We start from the raw sequence: 20,885 nt of genomic DNA, 5'->3' as shown, positions 1-20,885 counted from the left end.
CTCGTTATTCGTCATATCCGCTTGAAATTCTGGTTTTTCGCGACGTAAACGAATTGTGAAATAGGCCCTAATATGTTCAAACAAAAAAAATCTAGCCAATCGAAAATTTTTGAAGCGGCGATGCTCACTCACAAGGGGAAGGCTTCGCGGCGGCGGACAACCACGCCAGTTCACGGGTCGTTCCCTTGGGCGCCGTTTGCGCTCTGGGCAGCCTTCTCCCTCGTCGGCGGGTACGTGTTGTTCTTCTCTCCGTCACTCTCGATCAGAGAAGTGTCGGTTGAAGGTGGGGAGATCGTCTCGCCCACGGAATACCGGGCAGTCGTCGAGGTGGCAATGGATGGGGCATACCTCGGATGGCTGGCGAAACGTAATTTTTTCCTCATCCCGTCACGCTCTATCGAACAAACTATCCTGGAACGTTTCCCGCTCGTCACAGGAGTGTCCGTTACGCGGCAGTTTCCTGATCGCGTCGTTCTTCACCTGACCGAGTCCCCCGTGTTCCTTCGCTGGTGTGCCGGTGGTCCCTGCTATGGAGTGCGTCATGGTATGGCAGTACTCGTCCCAGCGGCTGATGAGAGCCGGTATGATGCGCTCAGACTCTCGGTCATCGATGGGAGCGCGCTGCCGGTGGCCGTCGGAGAGGCACTTTCAATTGATACATATCTCGAGACATTCCGCACGTTCCACGAACAGTTACCAAAGTTCGTACCCGGGACGATACCGGGCGAAGCGACGACTCCCTCGCGCTATTCCGGCGAACTGACACTGTTGACCGGAGAAGGCTGGCGACTCACCGTCTCGGTCGAGCGGCCACCCGAAGAGAGTCTCGGGATGCTTCAGGTGTTCCTCGCGGAGTACACCAAGGAAGGGAAAGATCGGTCCCGGCTCGCATCAGTCGATCTCCGGGTCGAAGGCAAGGTTTTTTATGTTGAACGTGATGGACCACCCACAGAGGCAGTCCTCCCGACGACGACTGGTTCGGAGGAAAAGCCAGCCCTGAAGAATAAGAAAAAGAACGGTGAGTAACCGCTCTTTTTTCACCTGACGTTTATTGCTACTGAACCGGCGCGGTCTTTGCGATCACTTCTTCGGGGCTGATGTAGTACACGAAGATGGAATCACCAACTCGGAAGTCAGGGTTGCGCCCACGGAGCCAGTCATACGAAAGCTCGCCGGGCTCGAGGGGCTTGTACCAATTCTCTTGCAGGAAACCGATTGAGAGACCATACCAGCCGGCTTCTGGTGCGAGGTGTGAATGCCAGCCTTTGAGCCGGTCGCCGAGCTGCCAAGCAGGATTGGAGCCGCCGAAATAATCGACCCGGATCACATCGATTGGCTGGTCCTTGGGGGTGGCCAGGGCGCGGAACGGTTCGCAGAGGGGAGTCGTGAAGCGCTTTTCGACGCATTGGTTGTAGTTGTCGACAAAGCCGCGGAGCCGTCGAAGATCCTGGCCCCAGTCGTAGTTCGAGTCGGTCACATACTGATAGCCTTTCTCGTGCCCGCCACCGATGATATTGAAGTAGGAGAGGTAGCTCGGGTAAGACCACACGGGAATAGCGATAATCGCGAAGGTCGCACAGGCGAGGAAAATACGCAGCGTCCGGTGAGTGGCGGGGTGTTCGCTCTCGCGTTTCAGGATATCGAAGACGGCTTTGGCGACGAGAACATAGAGGAAGGGAAGAATCGGGAAGAGGTGGCGGAAGCCGATGTTCAGGTTGCCGGTGATGCTGACATAGCTATAGAAGAGGACGAAGAAGACCATCAGATATTGGGCGATCCGTTCGCGGAATGAGGTCGTGATGACCGAAAGGAGGCTGGCACCGTTCCGTCGGAGGAGCGCCTGACCGATCCGATAGAGAGCATACAATGATGTCGTGAGGAGGAGGAACAGCATTGGGAGAGTCTCTTTCAGGACGAAGACGACGGGGAAGTAGAGTTGTGAAGCGTGATTCGAGACCTGTCCCAAGAAGTAGAAGGTATTGCCGCCTGCGACTCGGGCGAACACCATGAAGACGCCGAGGAAGTATTCGGCGAATGGCTTCAGGATAGCCGAATTGCTCATGGTAATGACGCTGGTCTCGGCGACCTGGCCAATCAGTTTGGTGTTGGGAAACTGGGCGCGGGCGATTTCAGCGATCACCTCTCCCGGCATCTGGACCGTATTGAAGAAGTACAGGATCCAGATCGCGACAAAACAGACCGCAACGCTACCCAGATATTTGAGTCCGTAGAAGAAGGCGTTCTTCAATCTAATTTTCCAGGCGCCCGGGACAGCATCGACGGTGAGCGCGAATCCATACAGCACGGCAAACATTCCAAAAATTGGAAAGAGGAGGACGGCGGAGAATTTGGCCAATTGAGCGAGGCCGAGGAAGACACCGGACCAGAGGATGTTTTTGTTACTTGGATCCTTCAGAAAACGGACAAAGAAGTAGAAGGCGAAGAAAATGAAGGCGGCAATGCCGATGTCGGTCGTGACATAGTGACTGTGACCGATGATGTTCGGATCGAAGAAGTAGAGGAGGGCTGCGAAGAGGCCAGCAACTGTCCCAGCAAGTTCCTTCGTCCAGCGGAAGATGAAGAAACCGAGGAGGAGCGAGACGAGGATGAAGGGGAAACGCGCCCAAAAGGTCACGAGATTGGCATCGTTGCCGTTTTGGTGGAGGAGTTTGTCACCGAATGCCCATTGAGCGAGACCCCAGGTCCGAGCTGATCCCTCGGGGAACTTGGAGAGGTCGAGCCAGTCGCCACTTTCCCAGAGGGGATCGCTTTTGGGCATGGCGGGGTTGAGCGGAAGGAGGGCGAGTCCGGCGAGGTCTTTCAGGAGTGGTGGATGCTCGGGATTGATGCGCATGTCCTGGTAGCGGACATAGCTGTAGCCAGCCGGGATATGGGCCTTCTCATCCATGGTCGTCGATTCCTGATAGGAAACGAGGATGGAAGTGGCGAAAAAAGCCACCATCATGAGGGCGAGGCACTGCGGGGCGAGGCGTTTCAGGTTTTCCATAGAGCGTCGAGCGTGAGTGATTTATGAGGGTGATTATTGAGGGAAGCGCAGGACGGTGAACTCGCTCGTCGTCCCAGGATAGAGGTCAATCCGTTCTGTTTGGATGTTCGGTTGTAGTTTCTTCAAGCGCTCGATAATCCGCTCGTCTCGATTCATCAGGATGATGACACTATTACGAGTTCGGATTTTGGTTTCTGGTGTCAGATAGACGAGGTTTTCGATCTTGCCATACGTCAGGAATTTGATCGGTTGCGCGGAAACGGGCAGACCGTCTTCCATCATGCGGCCGCCCCCGTTGGTCACGACGTATTTCATGGTGTCAGCGGGCAGACTCATCGCGTAGACGGCCATGTTGCGGAAGTTCTGATTGAAGGCCCCATGCTGATTGGGGTTGTGATTGAAGAAAACGAAATACTTGGTCAGGTTGAAAGCGGCCCCGAAGAGGAGACTGAGGGCAAGGAGTGAATAGAGCGCGATGCGTCCGCCCGCGAGGGAGTGTCGAGCTCGGTTCACGACCCAGGCGATAGGAATGAGGGCGATGAGGTAGACGGGCATCTGGGTACCAATCGCTCGAAGCGCATGGGGGAGGCCTTCTTCGGTCAGGAATTCTGGCATGAGCATGACAAAGAAAGCGGAGAGGAGGAACCAGTTCCGGACCAGCTGCTCGTCTCGGAGCTTCTCGCGCAGTCGTAGTCCGATGAGTTTGACTGTCTCCCAGACGAGGTAGAGGAACCCTGCGAGGAAGAGCGCACCCGTCACGGGATCAAGGATCGGATAGGGGGGATAGTTGTGGCGCCAATTTTGATCGCCCCAGAAATTGTATTTCACCATCGAGAGACCAAAAGTCTTGCCGAAGGTGCCCCAGAAGTCTCCGTGATTGATGTCGGGTGAGAAAATGGAGACGGCTCCGGTCCGCGAAGAGAAATGGTCTGGGTGGATATAGAAATCATAGAACATCGGTGCAGCGGTGATGAAAGCCCCGAGTGTGAAGGCGAGGATGTGCTTCCAGTAGCGGGCGAGGAAGCGCTCATAGGTGAGGAGGAGTGCGGGAAGGAGTGCAATCAGGATGAGTGGCGCGAGTCGGAACGCGACATAGGTATGGAGGCCGATGCCGAGGAAGAGTCCGGCGAAAAGGAAATCACGGAGCCGGTTCGTCCGAAGTCCGCGGAAGAAAAAGTAGAACGAAAAGGTGAGGAGAAAGGTCACCATGATCGCCCGGAAGCCGATCCGGGAGAAGTTGATGGCCCAGTAACTGGTGGCGAGGAGAAAAGCGGCGATCAGGGCATACAATCGGCGCGCGAAAAGCTCTCGGGCGAGGAGGTAGATCCCGAAAACGGCGAGCGTCCCGAAAACGACGGACCAAAACTTCAGGACGGGCACGGTATTGCCGAAGTATTTGATGGCCAGCGCCTGGAGATTGATGAAGAGTCCCTCGCGGCCGTAGTTGTTTGTGTAGAGGAGTTGGTAGTCGCCAGTTTCATTGGCGAGGAGGGCGTCGGTGCCATTGGTCGCCTCATCCGGATAGAGGCCAGCGGGCAGCGAATCGAGGTGATAGACCCGGACGAAGAGAGCGAGAGCGAGGATTGCGAATAAAACATACGGCGTCACGCGCTCGGTCCAGCGCTTTTCTGGGAGTGGAGTATCAGACAACATTTCGTTTTTGTGTTCTTACCTTTGAGCTCGAAGAAAAAGTCCTTTTCCTACTCAATAACGGCATTTTCGGCTGTGCACCACCTCAGATCTCGTCACGTTACCGGATAGGTAGCCCTCCTCGATCTTCGTGCTGCTCGCTCGAAACTTCCGATATCTCCTGACGGAAGAGACTTTTTCTTCGAGCTCTGTTAAAATTATAGCAAATAGGCTTGGAAAAAGAAAAAATGTAACGATGGTGTGATTATGGCAGAGCTGGTGGCTAGTCCATTTGCAGAAAAATTGAAGGGAGCGATTGCGGGACGAGTGATCCTCAAGGCTCCAAGCGTAGAGGAACCGAAAGTTGTTGATTCGGTTCTTTCGGCTGACAGTAAATCAGGACGGAGAGCACCAGAAGGGAAACCGGAGAGGGAAAAGCGTGAAGGGAAAGGTGGACCAGTTTCAGGACGGGCAATCCATCATCGGGGCGGTTTGGGAACGTGGGCTGAGACGTCGACCTTAGTTTCGGTTGAGACACAGGTGGAGGGTCGAAACGAGAAAGGACACAATCCTCAGGAACTGATGGACAATATTGAAAAGGCACATACCCTCTTAATGGCCTTGGCATTGGAACACCCTGAAGCAGAGCTGGATATCAATGGTCAGAATTTCCAGGATTCCGTCAGGGCCGACCTTGAAAAGGCAAAGCAATCAATTGCACCGTATCTCGAACCTGGAGACTTATCGGAAGTGAATCGTTCGGCAGCTTACTTGGATGCTATTGATACCCTCCGGACGGTCCAGGTGAATTTTGAAGACTATATCAAGGCGATCCAAGCAGCGATCGAATCGGCTCGTCAAGAGGAAAAATCGAAAGACAGTCGTCAGGCTGCAAGTTTGAAGCCTACTCGCCCGTCCGTTGGAAGAGAAGAAGATCGTAAACCTGGGTCACGGCGAGGGCGTGAGGGAAGCGCGGTGTCTTTGAGCAGAAATGTGGAAGGGGAAAAGAGTAAGGACGGACCATTAGTGCAGTCGGTTGAAGTTGAGCCTGGTGAGAGTATCGAGGAAAAAGTCGCGAAGCTGGGGGAGCTCACTGCACGATGGAAGACGCTTCATTCAGGATTTCCTAAAGACTATCTCTTACATGCAATCAGGAAGGGGTGGAAGGGTGATCTCCCGATGATGAAAGCGGGAGAGTGGTTGAAATCGGGCACTGATCCGAAGAAATGGAATGCCGACAAACGAGTACATTTTGAAACAAATGTACTCGTTCCAATGGAGAAGTGGGTCATGAAAGCGGAGAAAGCTGCGCCAAAATTGCGTGAGACGTGGCAAAAGTCGAGAGATGCGCAGGAAAGGAAAAAAACATCACCTGATACGCTCGTTGCTTTGGAAAAGGAGACGCCTCAACCAGTTGTAGTTGGAGCATCGGCAGAAGCCGCACCTGCCGTCTCGGTTGGAGAACCAGTGGTTGTCGAGGACCAGTCAGCTGCTGCTGCAGTGGCCACCGAGCCTGCTGCCGCTAAGGCTGATGCCCAAAGAGAGCCAGATGCGCCGGATCAGTCTGATCCAGTGACAGCACCTCCTCTGGTGGAGGATCAGCCAGACACGGATCATGTTGAGCCAGAGCCGACGACGAATGTGAGAGAGTTCCGAACCGGTCGTCCGATCACCGATCTCAAGGATTTGACGGAGTGGGAACGTTCGGCGGATCAGAGCCGATTGCGGCGAGAACTATTCTTATTGAAGGCCGGCTTCGTCTCTCGTCTCGAAGGGCTATTGCGGGCGAACAAAAAAGATCCTGCGGAGTGTGCACCAGAGATTTCACAGGCACTTAGAACATTCCTCTTGGCAAAGATACCGCGGGTGATAGACAAGATTGAACTTACTTCTTCCGATACGGAGACACTTATGGGAGAATTGATGGCAGCAGAACCTGTGAACAAATCCTAGTACTATGGAACCAAACCCCACAATCAATGGAAGTGTCGAGGCGCTGCCGAATGCTCAGGCGGTAATCGATAAATTTCTGGCGGAGGAATTAGCTGCGATCGAATCAAAAACCGTTACTCCTGCGGTGGCGGATCCTGTGCCACCGGTACAGCAGGAGCCTACTCAAAAGGAAATAGATGAATACCTGGAAAAATTGGATGAGGATAAAAGGGATGTGAGTCCATTTGGGTATGATCAGGCTCAAGTAGAGAAAACAGAGCGAGAAATGGCAGCGAATGCACGTGTTGCCGGACGTTCCACAGAAGACGCACTCGACGTTTTTCCCGAAGAAGGGGAAGTAGACGCCGCGGATCCGAGCCTTTCCCCCGGCGTCGCAGAGCCAGACGAAGAGAAAGATTCTCCAGGAAGAGGTGACGGTAGCTCTGTCGTTTCTTCGGTACTAGATGGAGACATCGATGCGAAAGCCTCACGGGAAAGGGTAGTCGCTGAAATACTCGACGAGCTCTCACGACAAAAGGATGACTGGATAGCGAGAATGAAGGCCGCGGATACCTTGTCTGAGCTGTATTCCCTGAAAAATGAAGCTAGTGGGAATGGCAGATGGACCACGGTACCATGTTTTGTTGTGGGTAAACCTTTAAAGGCTCTCTTGCGGAAATATGCTGTTTCTACGGGTTCCCATTTTGCCAAGGCCGTCGAGAAAGGGGCATACGAAATGCAAGCTGAGATCCAAACGGTCTATTTGGAAAAATTAGCAGAGCTTTCTGATACAAAAAGCGATGTCGTTACCGCGCCTGCACTTCATGCAGCGACTCCGCCGGCTGCCGTCGTGGAACCGAAGGCATCCATAGAAGGAGTGGTTGAAGCCTCGGGCTTTGTCGTGGGTCAGGTCTGGGAAAAGGCTTCAGGTGGACGGTCAGAACATACAATCAGGATTATCGAATTGGTCAATGCAGGAAAGGCTCACAAGGTAAAAATCATCGAAACTACCCATGGTTCGAAGGGAGAAAATATCAAGGAAAAGACAGTAACGCTGAAAAGGCTTGAGGGGCTGATAGGCAATGGATATAGTCTGCACCAGATGGTCGCGCCGGTAGAACCAGTGGCGACTCCACACATTGAACCCACCCCGGTGCCGGTGGCTCAGGCACCGAGTCCAGATGCGGCTGCGGCAACACCCAAAGCTGATCCGATCGAACCAGATGCTGCGACCACGGTCCCGCAAGCAGAGCCATTCCCACAGCCGCCAGTGGCCCCGAAAGTTGAACCAATGCCGACGCCTGAACCACTACCGATACCGAAGGGGGTGGATATCGCAGCGGCACTCGTTCTTCTCGATGCTGGAAGCAAACTCGCTTACCGAAGGGCAAATGGGAGCGAGGTACGAGTGGAAAAGAAATCGGATCAATACTGGGTCTACGAAAAGGATGACTCGAGCTTTAGTACTTTGGGAGCAGCTGGTCTGGAAAGAATGGCACAGACTGAGGGTTGGCAGGCGGTCGAGGCGCTCACCCCCTTGGGTGCACAGGGTGAAGCTAAGCCGGACATGACCGAGCAAGATGCTAAAATTGCCAAGCTCCGGGAAGCGGTGACGGCCGCGCGGACGGCATTCATCGTCGCCGAGGAATCGCAAGGGAGTACCTGGAAGAAACTGATGCAGACATTTCGTACGCTGAGACATCGTGAGTCCGATGATCATGATATCCGAGCCTTCCATTCCACGTACGACCAGGCGGTCCTGGCGCTCCAGACGGCGGAACTCGAAAAGCTGAAGCATTCCGGTAAGACAGTGCAGGAGCTTCCTCCCGAGATGGCGTCACTCATCTGCGAGGTTCAGTTCGACGAGAGCGACCAGATCTATAAAACGCGGCAAGAGATGCGTGACGTTCAGAAAAAGAAGCCGCTGGGGGAAAAGTTAGATGCACGCTGGAAGGAAACTATCGGGAGTCTGGAGGCAGAGGTCGAAGGTGAGAAGACCGCGAAATGGAAGGCTTATGCCAAATATTTCCTTGGAGCGTCGGCTATCATGGGAGGTGCGGCCGTTCAAGGAATCGAAAAGCTTGGCACGGCCAATAATGAGTTCTCAAAGAAGTACGGCAAGTATCTCTTGACAGCGACCGTCACTGTCGGTGGGGCGGTAGCGCTCGGGGCAGCCACAGGAGGAGTGGCATCGGTCGCGATTGGTGCCCTCGCTTTGAAACGGCTTGCAGCCGGAGCAGGATTGGCTGTAGTCGCTGAGGCTGGAATGGACAAGTATGCTGCCAGTCGTCGGGAGAAGAAGCGCGTGAATGTCGAAACCGATCAGGCGGGGTTTTTCCAGAAGATGGAAGATGCTGTGGAGACCAAAGCGGTCGAGGCGATAGCTACTGGGAAAGAAGGAGACGGGAAATTGGATCTCTCCTTGCTCGAGGCTTTTTTGAAAGACGAAGCAGCCAAGGCACGGCGGGGTGAAGGGGCACGGCGACGAAATGCACTCCTCCGGAAATCAGGAGCGATCTTTGCAGGAGTTGTCCTAGGGTCTGGTGCGGCGTCACATTTCGCCCATGGGTTTTTTGTCGATAAAGCTGATGCTGTTTCTGTGCCGGCAGCAGCAGTCTCAGAGTCTGGATCTGATGCAGCGGCGCCTCCATCCGGAGCTGCGCCGGTTGTGGAACAGACTCGAGCGGGTGCGGTCGCCGGCGGTCCGACTGGCGGTGAAGTGACTTCAAACCCTTCCGTGTCACCAGCGACAGAGGTGCCAGGAGCCGTCGCAACAGCAGTCCCGGCCGGACAAAGTGTAGAGGTTAGTCCGAAGGCGAAGGATTTCCTCTCGACCCATGAGGTGAAACGCGGTGACAATATCTGGAAGCTGGCAAAGAGTGTGGTCCAGGATGTGCCGGACATGGATCGGCGTGCGTCGGATCGGTTTGCCAAACTCGTCGAGTTGAAACTGCAAGCGAAACTCGATGCCAGTCCGGATATGGCGCGCGCTGCCGGTTTCGTCGCGGGTCCCGATGGGAAATTCTCTCCTAGCTATATCCAGGCGGGAGCCAAGCTCGAGATCGGCAAGCTCATCTCGGCAGATGAGATGAGCAAACTTATCGAAGAAGCCAAGGGTAGTGCACCGATCGAAGTTGCGGCACCAACTGGACCATCAGCCGATGTATCTTCAGGGAAGGATGGCGGGATTACACCTGATACTGTGAGCAAACCCGCGGGAGGCAGAGACATTTACCCACGTCTGGTCAAGGCTTTTGAAGAAAGCCAAGCTGCCAGTGCGGCTGGTCGACTCGAGTCCGTCATAGTCTCGGATGATGCCGTCGATGGCGTTGTGGAGCTTCGTCCGGAAACAGAACTGTTAAGTCCGACCGGCAACGTAATGACCTATGTCGAGAGCTTGCCAGCCGACGCTCAGAAAGATATCTTCCGAAACTTCAAACATGTCTCAGAGCAGATCTTTCTGACGGATGAAGTAATGAATACTGAAGGGTATGATCGGAACTTCAACCCGATTTCGCAGACCGAACTCGCGAAGGCGAAACTAGCCGTTGTGTTGTCGAACCACGACGCACTCGTGAAGAACCCGCTTTCATCTTATGACCGGGTGAAGAATCCACTGCACTGGTCGCAGATGGAAACGGTCGCGAAACTTTCGAAAGCAGCCGGGAAAACATTCGGAACTGAACTCGCACGTGCCCGAACCGGGGAGTCGATCCAGGAGTATGTGCTCCGTGTCGTGGCGTTGGCGGGGCATGAAGGCAAGAAAATTCCCGGGTTTCGTATGCTAAACTAATAGAAAATAGATACTTATGGATATCGACTACTCGAAAATCGAAGCGGAACTCATCGAATCGCTCGCGCTCGCGGGTTTGCCGAAGCCGAAGCAAGAAGAGCTCCTCGCCAAGATGCTCGAAGCACTTCTGAAACGCATCTTTATGGAAACAATGGAGCGGCTCGGCGAACAGGGGATGACGGACTACGAAGCACTCATCGAGACGGCACCATCCGAGGCGGCAGTCGGGAAATTCCTCGACGAGCGCATACCGGAGTACAGCGCCTTCGTCCAAAACATCGTCGATCAGTTCAAGAAAGACATCAAGGCTACTGCCTAAGGCTATGTGGGAATTTCTCTCTCGAAAAAAAGAAACGCCGATTGTTGCTGCCGAACCGATCGTCCCGGCGCATCCAGGAGCCGAGGGTGCGCCTGCTGTCGAGCGGACGGGTGAACGGGTCGCGGAGCAGGTGAACGAAAAGTACGCCGCGATTCTCTCTCAGTCGAGCCCTCAGTCAGCGGCGGCGACGGATGATATCGATACGGACGCAGCACAAATGGGTCAGGCGATGGATGCAGCGAGTCGCGTGACGCAACTCGTCGAGCTCGCACAAGTGAAGGGTGTCGCCCACGCTGTAGCAGTCGCTCGCAAGCTGAATGATTTCTATGTCCTCGACACGATGCATGACGAACTCGCCGACCGGTTCTATGAAGCACTGAAGGCGAAGGGGCTGATCCAAGGAGAATAGGATTCAACAAAAACAAACAGCATGCTCTCCGAATTCGATTTGAATGTCGTGCTCCTTCCGTTGGCATACCTTTCGGGCCTACTCGCTTTTGTTTCGGGGATTTTCCTCGTCGTGAAGAGTTTTCTCCTGATACGGTTTGAAGTTTCGCAATCGCTCAATCTCGATCTCGAGACTGTCCAGGTGAGCAAGAAGCAAGTCGCCGAGGGTACCGCGCACACGGCCGAGGAGTGGCGGGAGGAAATCCGGGCGATGGATCAGCTCCTCACCTCGCTCGCGTCGCTCAAGCGGCATTTTCCGTGGTGGAAGCATATTTTCTTCGAGCCACCACATATCGTCTTCGAGATCGCCAATCCGTCCTCGAGCGAGGAAATCTTCTTTTATCTGTCCGTTCCGAAGCACTATCGGGAAAGTGTCGAGAAGCAGATTCACAGTTTTTTCCCGCAGTCGGCCATTGAGAAGGTGCCGGACTACACGATTTTTTCTCCGGCGGGGGAGACAGCCGTCTCGCTCCTTGAACTCTCAGCTGGCTTCGCGCTTCCGCTGAAAACCTACAAGACGCTCCTGGTTGACCCCTTGAATGAGATTTCCAATGCGCTGTCGAAACTGGAGACGGTGTCGGAAGGTGCTGCCATCCAAATCGTGCTCGCTCCGGCCCCCATCGGTTGGCGCAAGGGGAGTCGGCATATCGCGCAAAAGATGCAGGAAGGTAAGCGGCTTGAGGATGCTCACCCGGAGTCATTTGCAGCGATGGTTGGCAAGTCGGCCTTGCAGGGCGTGGGCCGTGTGGTACTCCAACAGGACGCGAAGACTCAAAGTCAGGAAGAGAAAAAACCGGTGGTATTGACGCCTGAAGAACAAGAACTCGTGAAGACGATCGACGCGAAAGCAAGCCAGGCGGCATTCTCAGTGAATATCCGTCTCCTCGCCTCTGCTGCGACAAAGGTTCGTGCCGAAGCTATCCTGAGCCATCTGGAGAACGCGTTCTCTCAGTTTGAGAATCCGGAAGTGAACAGCTTCCGCGTCAAAAAGCGGATCTCATCGAAGAAAGCTGCCTATCATTACATCTTCCGCAATTTCGATCCGGATTCGGCTATGGTCCTCACTTCGGATGAAGTCGCCAGCTTCTTCCACTTCCCGATCTCGACCACCGAGACGCCGAAGATCAAATGGTTGAAAGCGGGTGCTGCACCACCACCGATCAATGTCCCGAAGGATGGGCTCCTCCTCGGCTTCAACGACTACCGAAATGCCAAGACAGAGATCCGCATCACCGACAATGATCGCCGCCGCCACATGTATGTGATCGGTCAGACCGGTGTCGGGAAGTCGAATTACCTACAGGAGATGGCGAAGAAGGATGCTCGGTCCGGCAAAGGTTTCTGTTTCATCGATCCGCACGGGGATGCGATCGAAGACATCCTGACGGCCATCCCGAAGGAGCGTGCCGAGGATGTCATCGTGTTTGATCCAGCCGATATCGCCCGGCCGATCGGTATAAATATGCTCGAGTACGATCCCAATCACCCCGAGCAGAAGACCTTCGTCATCAATGAGATGATCGGCATCTTCGACCAGTTGTACGATATGAAGGCGACGGGCGGCCCGATGTTTGAGCAGTATATGCGCAACGCCATGCTCCTCATCATGGAGCACCCCGAGAGTGGATCGACTCTCATGGAGATCCCGAAAGTCTTGGCGGATGAGGAATTCCGACGCTATAAACTGGCCCACTGCACGAACCCGATCGTCCGTGACTTCTGGCTGAAGGAGGCCGAGAAGGCGGGTGGCGAGGCGGCGCTCGCCAATATGGTTCCGTACATCACGTCAAAACTGACCACCTTCATCAGTAACGACATGATGCGGCCGATCATCGCGCAGCAGGAAAGTGCGTTGAACTTCCGCGAGCTTATGGATCAGGGGAAAATCGTCCTCATCAACCTCTCCAAAGGTAAGATCGGGGAGATCAATGCCCGGCTCCTCGGTATGGTCGTCGTCGGCAAGATCCTCATGGCGGCTCTGTCGCGGGTCGATCAGCCCGAGGCCGAGCGACGCGATTTCTACCTCTACCTCGATGAGTTCCAGAATGTGACTACGACGTCCATCGCACAGATCCTTTCCGAGGCGCGCAAGTATCGGCTCGTCCTTATCCTTGCTCATCAATTCATCGGACAGCTGAAGGAAGAGATCTCCAAGGCAGTTTTCGGCAATGTCGGTTCGCTTGTCGCGTTCCGGGTTGGCCCCGAGGACTCGGAGTTTCTCGAGAAACAGTTTGCGCCGGTCTTCACGGCTCACGACATGGTAAACGTCGATAACTATCAGGCCTTCGCTCGGCTTCTCATGAACAATGAGCTGACCAAGCCGTTCAATTTGAAGACCTACCCGCCGACATCGGGTGACCAAGAAGTCGCTAACGCCTTGAAGGAACTCTCGCGCCTGCGCTATGGTCGCGATGCCCGGATTGTGAACCAGGAAATCATGTCCCGCATGCAGATGGCCGAAGGTGCCAAGGTATAGGAGCGAGTCTATCGGAGATGAATCAAGGTAAAGAGTAACCTGTGTTTCTATGAGATATTCTGATTATATCGACGCATTGCCTCCAGGAACCTGCCCGTTTTGTGCATCGGATGACCGTAGGTTCTTCGAAAACAAAACCGCCTATGTCACGTACGCGCTGGCCCCGTATCACAAGCATCACTTACTGATCGTCCCGAATGAGCACAAAAAATCGTTCCTCCAACTCAGTCCGGAGGAGCTTGCCGATATCCAGGACCTCGCTCACCAGAGTGCTCGTCTTCTCCGTTATCTCGGGTATGATAGCTTTACGCTCATGGTTCGGGAGGGGATGGGGAGTGGTAAGAGCGTCGAACACCTTCACTATCACTTCATCCCTGATATCCGTCTCGGTGACTTGGACCACGCGCATGGTGTCCGAGCGATCATGTCCGATGGCGAGCTTCAGTCCCTGGTGGCAGAATTGCGCAACGCAATCGACCAGTTGTAGGCGAAGAGCCTCAGAGACTGTGGGTTGGCGGAATGACGTGAGCAACGTTAACGATCGCGATGCCCGGAGCGTGAACTAGGAAATCATGTCCCGCATGCAGATGGCTCAGGGCGCGCGGGTATAGCAGTCTCGGCGTTATTCCCCGAGTGAAGCGGTCCGGGACTCTGCAAGTCCTGAGAGAGGTTGGTACCTGAGGCTTAATGGAAACCTCATTTTTGTACTCCGAGGAGTCGATCGGAATCTGGGTGTATAATAGCGGTGAAATGTATCCCTTTCATTTTTCGGTTGGGAGGGAGGAATCTAATCACATTTAGCGAATGCTATGAATAATATCTTAATCGACAAATATGTGAATAACCAGAAGGAAGAATGTTGCCTCAGATTTGATCCCACACCTTGGGACAACAAAGAATTTAGTTGGGAGAATAAGCGATTCATCAAAGACAAAGTTTGTACTGTGTTTTATATGCCGATTAATTTCGGCCAAGTGATGAAGAGAATCACCGGGAAAGTAGAGAACGCTGGTGCACAAACCCCTGAATATATATGTTTATCTGACCATACATCAAAATGGAATATGGATTTGTATCTGGCGGTGGATAAAGAGATATCCGACGCGGAAAACGTAATTATGAGTGGGAAATATTTCAGCAAGGTCTATGAGGGGAACTTCAAAGAGACCGGCACGTGGATGAAAGATTTTGAGAACACTACGCTAAGCAAAGGCTATTCGATCAAAAAAAGGTACCTGTGGTATACTACCTGTCCTAAATGTGCCAAGAAATATGGTCACAATTATGTCGTGATCGTTGGGCAGATACTGTAGGTGGTCGACCGACACTCCCATCGATGGGAATGCCCCATTTTTTTCAATGAGCGCGAGGATCTCATTGTATTTTTCGGTGTAAAACGGTCAGACCGAGAAAGTTTGCTCCCACACGAACGCTCGGAGGCTTCGCTCAACGAGCGTTGTTCACAGTGATTGAAAGAGGGATCAATGAGGATAGGTCATACGGTCGCCCTCGTTCTTTAACTGACTTCAACCACGTTCCTGGCTCATCGTCTTCATCTTGAAGATCGTGTTTCAGAACACCACATGCTGTGAGAGTGGTCGCTTTTGGAGGCTTGAGAGAGCCTCTTTTTTGATGTCTAAAACGGGATTCGAACTATGGAATTAAAATGTAAAGTAAGCTTGACATATTGTATTGTTAGTCTAAAATAGAAATGTAAAGTCAGTTTTACATATCGTATGCAGGAAATAATTGAAAATAGTATAGAAAACTTGCGGAAACTACGGGGGCTGACGCAAGAAGAGTTGGCTCTGGCCGTAAACGTTACACGGCAGACTATTATTGCGCTTGAGAAAGGAAATTATACCCCCTCTGTTTTACTGGCGATGAAAATCGCTCAGTTTTTTTGTGTTCCAGTGGAGAAAATATTCACCATTAAAAAGTCATGAGTATGATGTCGAAAATTTTTTCGGAAACGGCCGTAGCGGTATTACTTGTAATTTTCCTCGTTTGGTTTGCTAATCCGTTTGGCTTTTGGATGACGGATGCTTTTCATATGACACTGCTCGGTCTAATTGTGACGCTATTTGCTCTTTTTGCTATGTTTCTTTGGAAGGAGCTCGTCGTGGATGAACGTGAACAACTCCATCGTTTCATAGGTACTCGTTTTGCTTATACGGCTGGAGGAGCTCTTCTCCTTATGGGCATTATTGTTCAAGCATTATCACATAAGATTGATCCATGGTTACCGTTTGTATTGACCGGGATGGTTTTGGCAAAAATTGTAGGTCGATTGTATGCAGAAAAGCGATATTAAAATATCGTACAGAGTGATAAATCATAAATATGAAAGGAGGTGAAAAATATGAATAAAATGATAGTGGGAGCCCTTGCGCTTGGAGTGGTTGTTGTTCTTGGTGGTTGGTGGTACACATCTAACCAGCAGGCCATGAAAGACAAAGCCATGATGGAAGAAAAAGCCATGGCTGAAAAAGTGGCGATGGAGAAAAAAGAAGAGGTCATGAAGCAACCTGAGGCCATGATGGAAAAGAAAGCAGAAACAATGGTCAAAGAAGATGCCATGATGAAACAGGACAACGCGATGATGGTCAAAGGGGGGCAGTATGTCTCATACGACGCATCAAAGATTGCTTTTGCCAAAGATGGCAAGGTAGTGCTTTTTTTCCGCGCTTCCTGGTGTCCGACGTGCCGTGCTCTAGATGCTAATATCAAAGCCAATCTTAGTCAGATCCCACAGAACACACTGGTTCTTGATGTGGATTATGACAAGTACACTGACCTCAAGAAGCAGTATGGCGTCACCTACCAGCATACATTGGTGCAGGTGGATGCGATGGGAAAAATGATTGCTAAATGGTCTGGGAGTGAAGGGTTGAGCGAACTGCTTACTCAGGTGAAATAGCGATTCTATCAAAGTAAAAAGTAGTACGAAGTCGGGACAGTTTCTGCAGAGCTGTTCCCCTTGGTAATATTTTTTCAAAACAGTATGACCATTCTCATCATATTTGCATTTCTTTCTGGGGTAGTGACGATTTTTGCGCCGTGTATTTGGCCGATTCTCCCTATTGTGTTGTCAGCGGGGGCGACTGGTGGTGAGCGGAAGCCCCTTGGTATCGTAACAGGTTTGGCGGTGAGCTTTATGCTGGCAACGCTCGCCCTTGCTTTTGTCGTTCAAGTCATCCCGTTCGATCCTGAGGTTTTGCGCCTGTTTGCTGTCTTGGTGATAGCTCTTTTGGGATTGACTCTTATCGTTCCAGCTTTGGGAGCGCGACTGGAGGGAGTGGTGAGTCGGTTTGCTTCTATCGGCGGACGGTTTACGAAAAATTCCGGCACAGGTTTTTGGAGCGGTTTCATTACGGGCTTTGCCTTGGGTCTCGTGTGGTCGCCTTGTGCTGGGCCAATTCTGGCGACGATCGCCACTCTGGCCGCGACTCAGGCCGTCAGCTTCCAGGTGGTGCTCGTAACATTGGCGTTTGTGCTCGGCGTATCGCTCCCACTCTTTGTCCTGGCTGTTTTAGGGAAAAAGGTACTGACCAAGACCAGGGCACTGGCACCCTATACCAAACGCATCCAGCAGTCATTTGGTCTGATTATGATTTTGGCGGCTGGAGCAATTTACACCGGGTATGACAAGATACTTCAAACGAAGCTGTTGGATACATTTCCGAGTTATGAGAGTTTTTTAAACGGGCTCGAGAAAAATGATACGGTGAAACAGAAACTTGATGAATTGAAGAGCGTTGATAGAGAAAGTTCACTTCTTAAGAAAGAGGAGACTAAATCAAATATGAAAAGCAATCTCCCTCAATATGGGCAAGCACCAGAATTCGTGGGCATAGAGAAATGGCTCAATACTGACTCAGCACTGACCATGGAGGGATTGCGTGGCAAAGTTGTACTTATAGATTTCTGGACCTATAGCTGTATCAATTGTATCCGGACACTTCCCTATGTGACTGGCTGGTATGAGAAGTACAAAGACCAGGGGTTTGTGGTGATTGGGGTGCACACGCCAGAATTTGCATTTGAGAAAAAGACAACGAACGTTGTTGATGCCCTGGCACGGTACGGGATCAATTATCCTGTGGCTCAGGACAACAATTATGGCACATGGCAAGCCTACAACAATCGCTATTGGCCGGCGCATTATTTGATTGATACAGAAGGGAGGATACGCGAATATCATTTCGGGGAAGGGAATTATAAAGAAACGGAACAGGCTATTCAGAGTCTTCTTGAAGAAGCAGGAAGAAAAGCGAGTACCGATACTCTGGGAATTGTGGCGGATACTCCTGGGAGAGGCCAGACCCCGGAAACATACCTTGGGAGTTCACGTATGGAGCGGTTTCTATCACCCGAACGAGTGACCGGAGAAGCGCAGATATTTACTGCGCCAGCTACACTGAAACAAGATTATTTTGCTTACACTGGAATCTGGAAAGTCGAATCGGAAAGAGCGATCGCTGGAAGTGATACGATGCTCACTCTTCGTTTCAAAGGGAAGAAGGTTTTTCTGGTTCTGGCTCCACCAGATAATGCTTCGTCGGCGAGCGTAAAAGTTTTTCTGGATCAGAATCCGATTACGAAGGAACTGTCGGGTAAAGATGTTATTGATGGAAAGGTATTAGTCGATACAGAGAGGCTCTACGAGCTCTTTGACGGGAAAGGGGTGTCTGGAGAGCATATGCTTCGCTTAGAATTCGAAACGCCAGGGACAGCGGTGTATGCGTTTACCTTCTCTTGATTTTTATACCAGGCCTAAAAGTCTATTAATTTGTTGAGTAGCAATTGCTAGATCAGGGAAAGCCTGTTCCCACTGCAATGTTTGAAAGCTGTCCCGCCAAGCGAGGATTGCTCACAATGGGAGAAATTGAGATAATAGGGGTATATGAACGCTTACTCTCCTGAATTATCCCTACTTGATCCTATAGCCATCCTAAAAAATGGCTTGAATAGGCTATTAGATTCATTTACACTTTGTAGTGTTTCAGAACACCACATGCTGTGAGAGTGGTCGCTTTTGGAGGCTTGAGAGAGCCTCTTTTTTGATGGATGAAATGGCGGGGCGAAGTCTGGTATAATAAGCTCAATCATAATATCTCAAAGATGTCCGAGTTTCAGCCTATTCTAGATAATCTTGCGAAAGAGTATGGTTTCACCCAACTTAGTTTTGTGCGTGAGCCTGAAAAAGGAATCAGTACTAAAAATCTTATTGTTGAAGACAAAAGTGGAAATACATATTTTATTAAGAAGCATAAAAGAGCAGATTTACTCAAGATCGAAAATTCTGAAAGGTCGGCAAGCTTTGTCAAAGATCACTCAGATGTCCCCGTCGTTCTTCCAATAAAGAATAAAAAAGGAGAACTACATACGGATGTTGACGGCGAGTTTTACTCCATCTTTCCCTATATTGCTCATGCAGAGTATCACTCTTCTGAAGCTGAACGGATAGCATTCACGTATCACTTAGGAGAGATGTTGGGTAAAATCCACGCCGTGTCTCGTACTACTGCAGTTCCTGAATCTATCAAACGTATTTCGGCTTGGGTTTCAGATAGTAAGGAGGAAAGTCTGTCCAAATTTGAAAAGATGCAGAAGGAAATCAACGAGAAGGAAGTAAAAGACGAATACGACAACAAGGCCCTAGCTTTTATTGAACTGAAAACCAATCTTCTACAAAAACGTACTTTCGTTGAACAAGAGAAAGAGTTGACGATTTGTCACGGAGACTACCATACCGCTAACCTTCTTTTTAATGAGGCTGGAGTGATTATTGGAGTGTGTGATTGGGATATAAGCGGAATGGAAAACCCCTATAATGAGTTTATCCGATCATTTAATATGTGTGTGGTCAGAAGGGGCTTTGATCATTTAGAGGACAAGAGAGATGTGGCGAATGCTTTTTTGAGAGGGTATACGAGCACCTGTGGTTTTACTTTTGAGTTAGGGGAACTAGAGTATGCAATAGAAGCCTGGTATCAAAAACTTCTTACATTGACCTGGCCTCTTTCTGATCATTATTATCTCGAGCATTTCAAAACTGACCCTTCACTTGATTCAGAGTTCAACAAAGTCGTCTTTCTTCGAGATAGGAGAGGAGAACTCTTGGCACTTATTTCTAAAAGCTTATAAGACCCGGAGTCGCATTTGTAGGTTTGAAATAGCAATATTAATAGGCTCAACATCGTTCCAAATCCTCAGTCAATAGTTTATGAAAAACGCTATCATTCTTCATGGGACGGGAACAAAAAAAGATGAATTTTGGTTTCCCTATCTGAAAAACGAATTGGAAAAATTGGGATATGATGTCTGGCTCCCACAACTACCAAACGACGAGCATCCGAACCGGATGGACTGGTTACCCTTTATTCTTTCCAATGGTACCTTTACCGAAGAAACGGTTTTGATTGGTCATTCGGCTGGAGCTCAGGTGATTCTCAGTGTCCTTGAAAAAATCGATGTTAAAATCAAGAAAGCTATCCTTGTCTCAGGGTATGCGAAATTACTGAGAGAGAGTGCAGAAGGCGAGAATGAAGAAGAGCCACATTGGGATGTTATCCGACCTCATGCCAAGGAATTTATTTTTATCAATTCAGATAATGATCCGTGGGGCTGTGATGATACACAAGGAAAGATAATGGCTGACAACCTTGGAGGCAAACTCATCGTTCGTCACGACGGTCATATGGGATCAACGACCTATAATCAACCGTACAAGGAATTCCCGCTCTTAGTCGAATTGATCAAAAGCTAATATGAAAATCATTATTATCAATGGGCCGTGTGGTGTGGGAAAAAGTTCCATAGCTGAGAGGCTTCATAAGAGTCGGCACCACTCATTTTTATTGGACATAGATAGTTTGAGGAGACTTTTTAGTGAGTATCAAGAGAAACGAGATGAAAGCAGGATGGCAAGTCTTGAACTTGCCGAAAGTATGGTGAGCACCTGTTTGGATATGGGGTACGATGTGATTATTGATAAGATGCAGTTTGATATTGAGGTGCTGGATGCGTATTATGAAATAGCAGGGGAAAAAGGAGCAGAAGTGAAGGAGATTATCCTATGGGCATCCAAAGCTGTTGTGATGGAGCGAGCTCATGCCCGCGGATGGAAAGAAGGAGGCTTACTCACTCCCGAAAAATGTGAGGCTTTCTGGCATCAGATTGAAGACATGAAAGGTAAAAGACCGAACGCGGTTATTATAGATACCTCCCTCATTTCTCTTGAGGAGACTTATTTATTAGTAGAAAAAGCTGTATGAGG

At 50.9% G+C, this 20,885-nt stretch carries 17 protein-coding genes; 15 read left to right on the top strand and 2 right to left on the bottom strand.

What is annotated here, in order from left to right:
* The first annotated feature begins 72 nt into the window (after positions 1 to 72).
* Positions 73 to 1,026 (top strand): FtsQ-type POTRA domain-containing protein, encoded by a 954-nt coding sequence (locus tag IPJ68_04770; GenBank protein QQR78361.1) that lies wholly within the window; start codon positions 73 to 75, stop codon positions 1,024 to 1,026.
* A gap of 28 nt (positions 1,027 to 1,054) precedes the next feature.
* On the opposite strand, the gene IPJ68_04765 is transcribed toward IPJ68_04770, so the two are convergent.
* Together IPJ68_04765 and IPJ68_04760 are read right to left on the bottom strand one after the other, a co-directional pair.
* Positions 1,055 to 3,007, bottom strand: a complete 1,953-nt coding sequence (locus IPJ68_04765) for a glycosyltransferase family 39 protein (GenBank protein ID QQR78360.1) — start codon at positions 3,005 to 3,007, stop codon at positions 1,055 to 1,057.
* 33 nt (positions 3,008 to 3,040) lie between these two features.
* A complete protein-coding gene (locus IPJ68_04760) occupies positions 3,041 to 4,660 on the bottom strand; it encodes a glycosyltransferase family 39 protein (protein ID QQR78359.1) in 1,620 nt (539 codons plus the stop codon).
* A gap of 243 nt (positions 4,661 to 4,903) precedes the next feature.
* On the opposite strand from IPJ68_04760, the gene IPJ68_04755 reads away from it, so the two are divergent.
* The 14 genes from IPJ68_04755 (at position 4,904) to IPJ68_04690 (ending at position 20,883) form a co-directional block, all read left to right on the top strand.
* Entirely contained in the window at positions 4,904 to 6,589 is a 1,686-nt protein-coding gene (locus IPJ68_04755; protein QQR78358.1) for a hypothetical protein, read from the top strand.
* 4 nt (positions 6,590 to 6,593) lie between these two features.
* Positions 6,594 to 10,361, top strand: a complete 3,768-nt coding sequence (locus IPJ68_04750; protein QQR78357.1) for a hypothetical protein — start codon at positions 6,594 to 6,596, stop codon at positions 10,359 to 10,361.
* Between the two features lie 16 nt (positions 10,362 to 10,377).
* Positions 10,378 to 10,680, top strand: a complete 303-nt coding sequence (locus tag IPJ68_04745) for a hypothetical protein (GenBank protein QQR78356.1) — start codon at positions 10,378 to 10,380, stop codon at positions 10,678 to 10,680.
* 4 nt (positions 10,681 to 10,684) lie between these two features.
* Positions 10,685 to 11,089, top strand: a complete 405-nt coding sequence (locus tag IPJ68_04740; protein QQR78355.1) for a hypothetical protein — start codon at positions 10,685 to 10,687, stop codon at positions 11,087 to 11,089.
* Between the two features lie 21 nt (positions 11,090 to 11,110).
* Entirely contained in the window at positions 11,111 to 13,603 is a 2,493-nt protein-coding gene (locus IPJ68_04735) for a DUF87 domain-containing protein (GenBank protein ID QQR78354.1), read from the top strand.
* Between the two features lie 49 nt (positions 13,604 to 13,652).
* Positions 13,653 to 14,090, top strand: a complete 438-nt coding sequence (locus IPJ68_04730) for an HIT family protein (protein QQR78353.1) — start codon at positions 13,653 to 13,655, stop codon at positions 14,088 to 14,090.
* 349 nt (positions 14,091 to 14,439) lie between these two features.
* Positions 14,440 to 14,916 carry a hypothetical protein gene (locus tag IPJ68_04725; GenBank protein ID QQR79256.1) on the top strand — a complete coding sequence of 159 codons (477 nt, stop codon included), beginning with the start codon at positions 14,440 to 14,442 and terminating at the stop codon, positions 14,914 to 14,916.
* A 423-nt stretch (positions 14,917 to 15,339) separates the two neighbouring features.
* Positions 15,340 to 15,549, top strand: a complete 210-nt coding sequence (locus IPJ68_04720; GenBank protein QQR78352.1) for a helix-turn-helix transcriptional regulator — start codon at positions 15,340 to 15,342, stop codon at positions 15,547 to 15,549.
* Between the two features lie 2 nt (positions 15,550 to 15,551).
* Positions 15,552 to 15,917 (top strand): hypothetical protein, encoded by a 366-nt coding sequence (locus IPJ68_04715; GenBank protein QQR78351.1) that lies wholly within the window; start codon positions 15,552 to 15,554, stop codon positions 15,915 to 15,917.
* A gap of 48 nt (positions 15,918 to 15,965) precedes the next feature.
* Positions 15,966 to 16,523, top strand: coding sequence for a thioredoxin family protein (locus IPJ68_04710; protein ID QQR78350.1), 558 nt, complete (start codon positions 15,966 to 15,968; stop codon positions 16,521 to 16,523).
* 84 nt (positions 16,524 to 16,607) lie between these two features.
* On the top strand, positions 16,608 to 18,365 hold the full coding sequence (locus IPJ68_04705; protein ID QQR78349.1) for a cytochrome c biogenesis protein DipZ: 1,758 nt from the start codon (positions 16,608 to 16,610) through the stop codon (positions 18,363 to 18,365).
* A 362-nt stretch (positions 18,366 to 18,727) separates the two neighbouring features.
* Positions 18,728 to 19,753 (top strand): phosphotransferase, encoded by a 1,026-nt coding sequence (locus tag IPJ68_04700; protein ID QQR78348.1) that lies wholly within the window; start codon positions 18,728 to 18,730, stop codon positions 19,751 to 19,753.
* 79 nt (positions 19,754 to 19,832) lie between these two features.
* Positions 19,833 to 20,375 carry an alpha/beta hydrolase gene (locus tag IPJ68_04695; GenBank protein ID QQR78347.1) on the top strand — a complete coding sequence of 181 codons (543 nt, stop codon included), beginning with the start codon at positions 19,833 to 19,835 and terminating at the stop codon, positions 20,373 to 20,375.
* Between the two features lies 1 nt (position 20,376).
* A complete protein-coding gene (locus IPJ68_04690; GenBank protein QQR78346.1) occupies positions 20,377 to 20,883 on the top strand; it encodes an AAA family ATPase in 507 nt (168 codons plus the stop codon).
* The last annotated feature ends 2 nt before the right edge of the window (positions 20,884 to 20,885 follow it).

It is taken from the genome of Candidatus Moraniibacteriota bacterium, from assembly GCA_016699425.1.
In the GTDB taxonomy this organism is placed as follows: Bacteria; Patescibacteriota; Minisyncoccia; order Moranbacterales; family UBA1568; genus SSEF01.
The sequence above is the reverse complement of the archived record's forward strand: the minus strand, read 5'-3'. Positions and strand labels throughout refer to the sequence as shown.

Excerpts from the sequence above, each read along its gene's own strand:
- IPJ68_04710 (QQR78350.1), top strand. The coding sequence starts at position 15,966 with ATGAATAAAATGATAGTGGGAGCCCTTGCGCTTGGAGTGGTTGTTGTT.
- IPJ68_04745 (QQR78356.1), top strand. The coding sequence starts at position 10,378 with ATGGATATCGACTACTCGAAAATCGAAGCGGAACTCATCGAATCGCTC.
- IPJ68_04760 (QQR78359.1), bottom strand. The coding sequence starts at position 4,660 with ATGTTGTCTGATACTCCACTCCCAGAAAAGCGCTGGACCGAGCGCGTG.
- IPJ68_04715 (QQR78351.1), top strand. The coding sequence starts at position 15,552 with ATGATGTCGAAAATTTTTTCGGAAACGGCCGTAGCGGTATTACTTGTA.
- IPJ68_04690 (QQR78346.1), top strand. The coding sequence starts at position 20,377 with ATGAAAATCATTATTATCAATGGGCCGTGTGGTGTGGGAAAAAGTTCC.
- IPJ68_04730 (QQR78353.1), top strand. The coding sequence starts at position 13,653 with ATGAGATATTCTGATTATATCGACGCATTGCCTCCAGGAACCTGCCCG.
- IPJ68_04695 (QQR78347.1), top strand. The coding sequence starts at position 19,833 with ATGAAAAACGCTATCATTCTTCATGGGACGGGAACAAAAAAAGATGAA.
- IPJ68_04740 (QQR78355.1), top strand. The coding sequence starts at position 10,685 with ATGTGGGAATTTCTCTCTCGAAAAAAAGAAACGCCGATTGTTGCTGCC.
- IPJ68_04705 (QQR78349.1), top strand. The coding sequence starts at position 16,608 with ATGACCATTCTCATCATATTTGCATTTCTTTCTGGGGTAGTGACGATT.
- IPJ68_04750 (QQR78357.1), top strand. The coding sequence starts at position 6,594 with ATGGAACCAAACCCCACAATCAATGGAAGTGTCGAGGCGCTGCCGAAT.
- IPJ68_04770 (QQR78361.1), top strand. The coding sequence starts at position 73 with ATGTTCAAACAAAAAAAATCTAGCCAATCGAAAATTTTTGAAGCGGCG.
- IPJ68_04755 (QQR78358.1), top strand. The coding sequence starts at position 4,904 with ATGGCAGAGCTGGTGGCTAGTCCATTTGCAGAAAAATTGAAGGGAGCG.
- IPJ68_04765 (QQR78360.1), bottom strand. The coding sequence starts at position 3,007 with ATGGAAAACCTGAAACGCCTCGCCCCGCAGTGCCTCGCCCTCATGATG.
- IPJ68_04700 (QQR78348.1), top strand. The coding sequence starts at position 18,728 with ATGTCCGAGTTTCAGCCTATTCTAGATAATCTTGCGAAAGAGTATGGT.
- IPJ68_04735 (QQR78354.1), top strand. The coding sequence starts at position 11,111 with ATGCTCTCCGAATTCGATTTGAATGTCGTGCTCCTTCCGTTGGCATAC.
- IPJ68_04720 (QQR78352.1), top strand. The coding sequence starts at position 15,340 with ATGCAGGAAATAATTGAAAATAGTATAGAAAACTTGCGGAAACTACGG.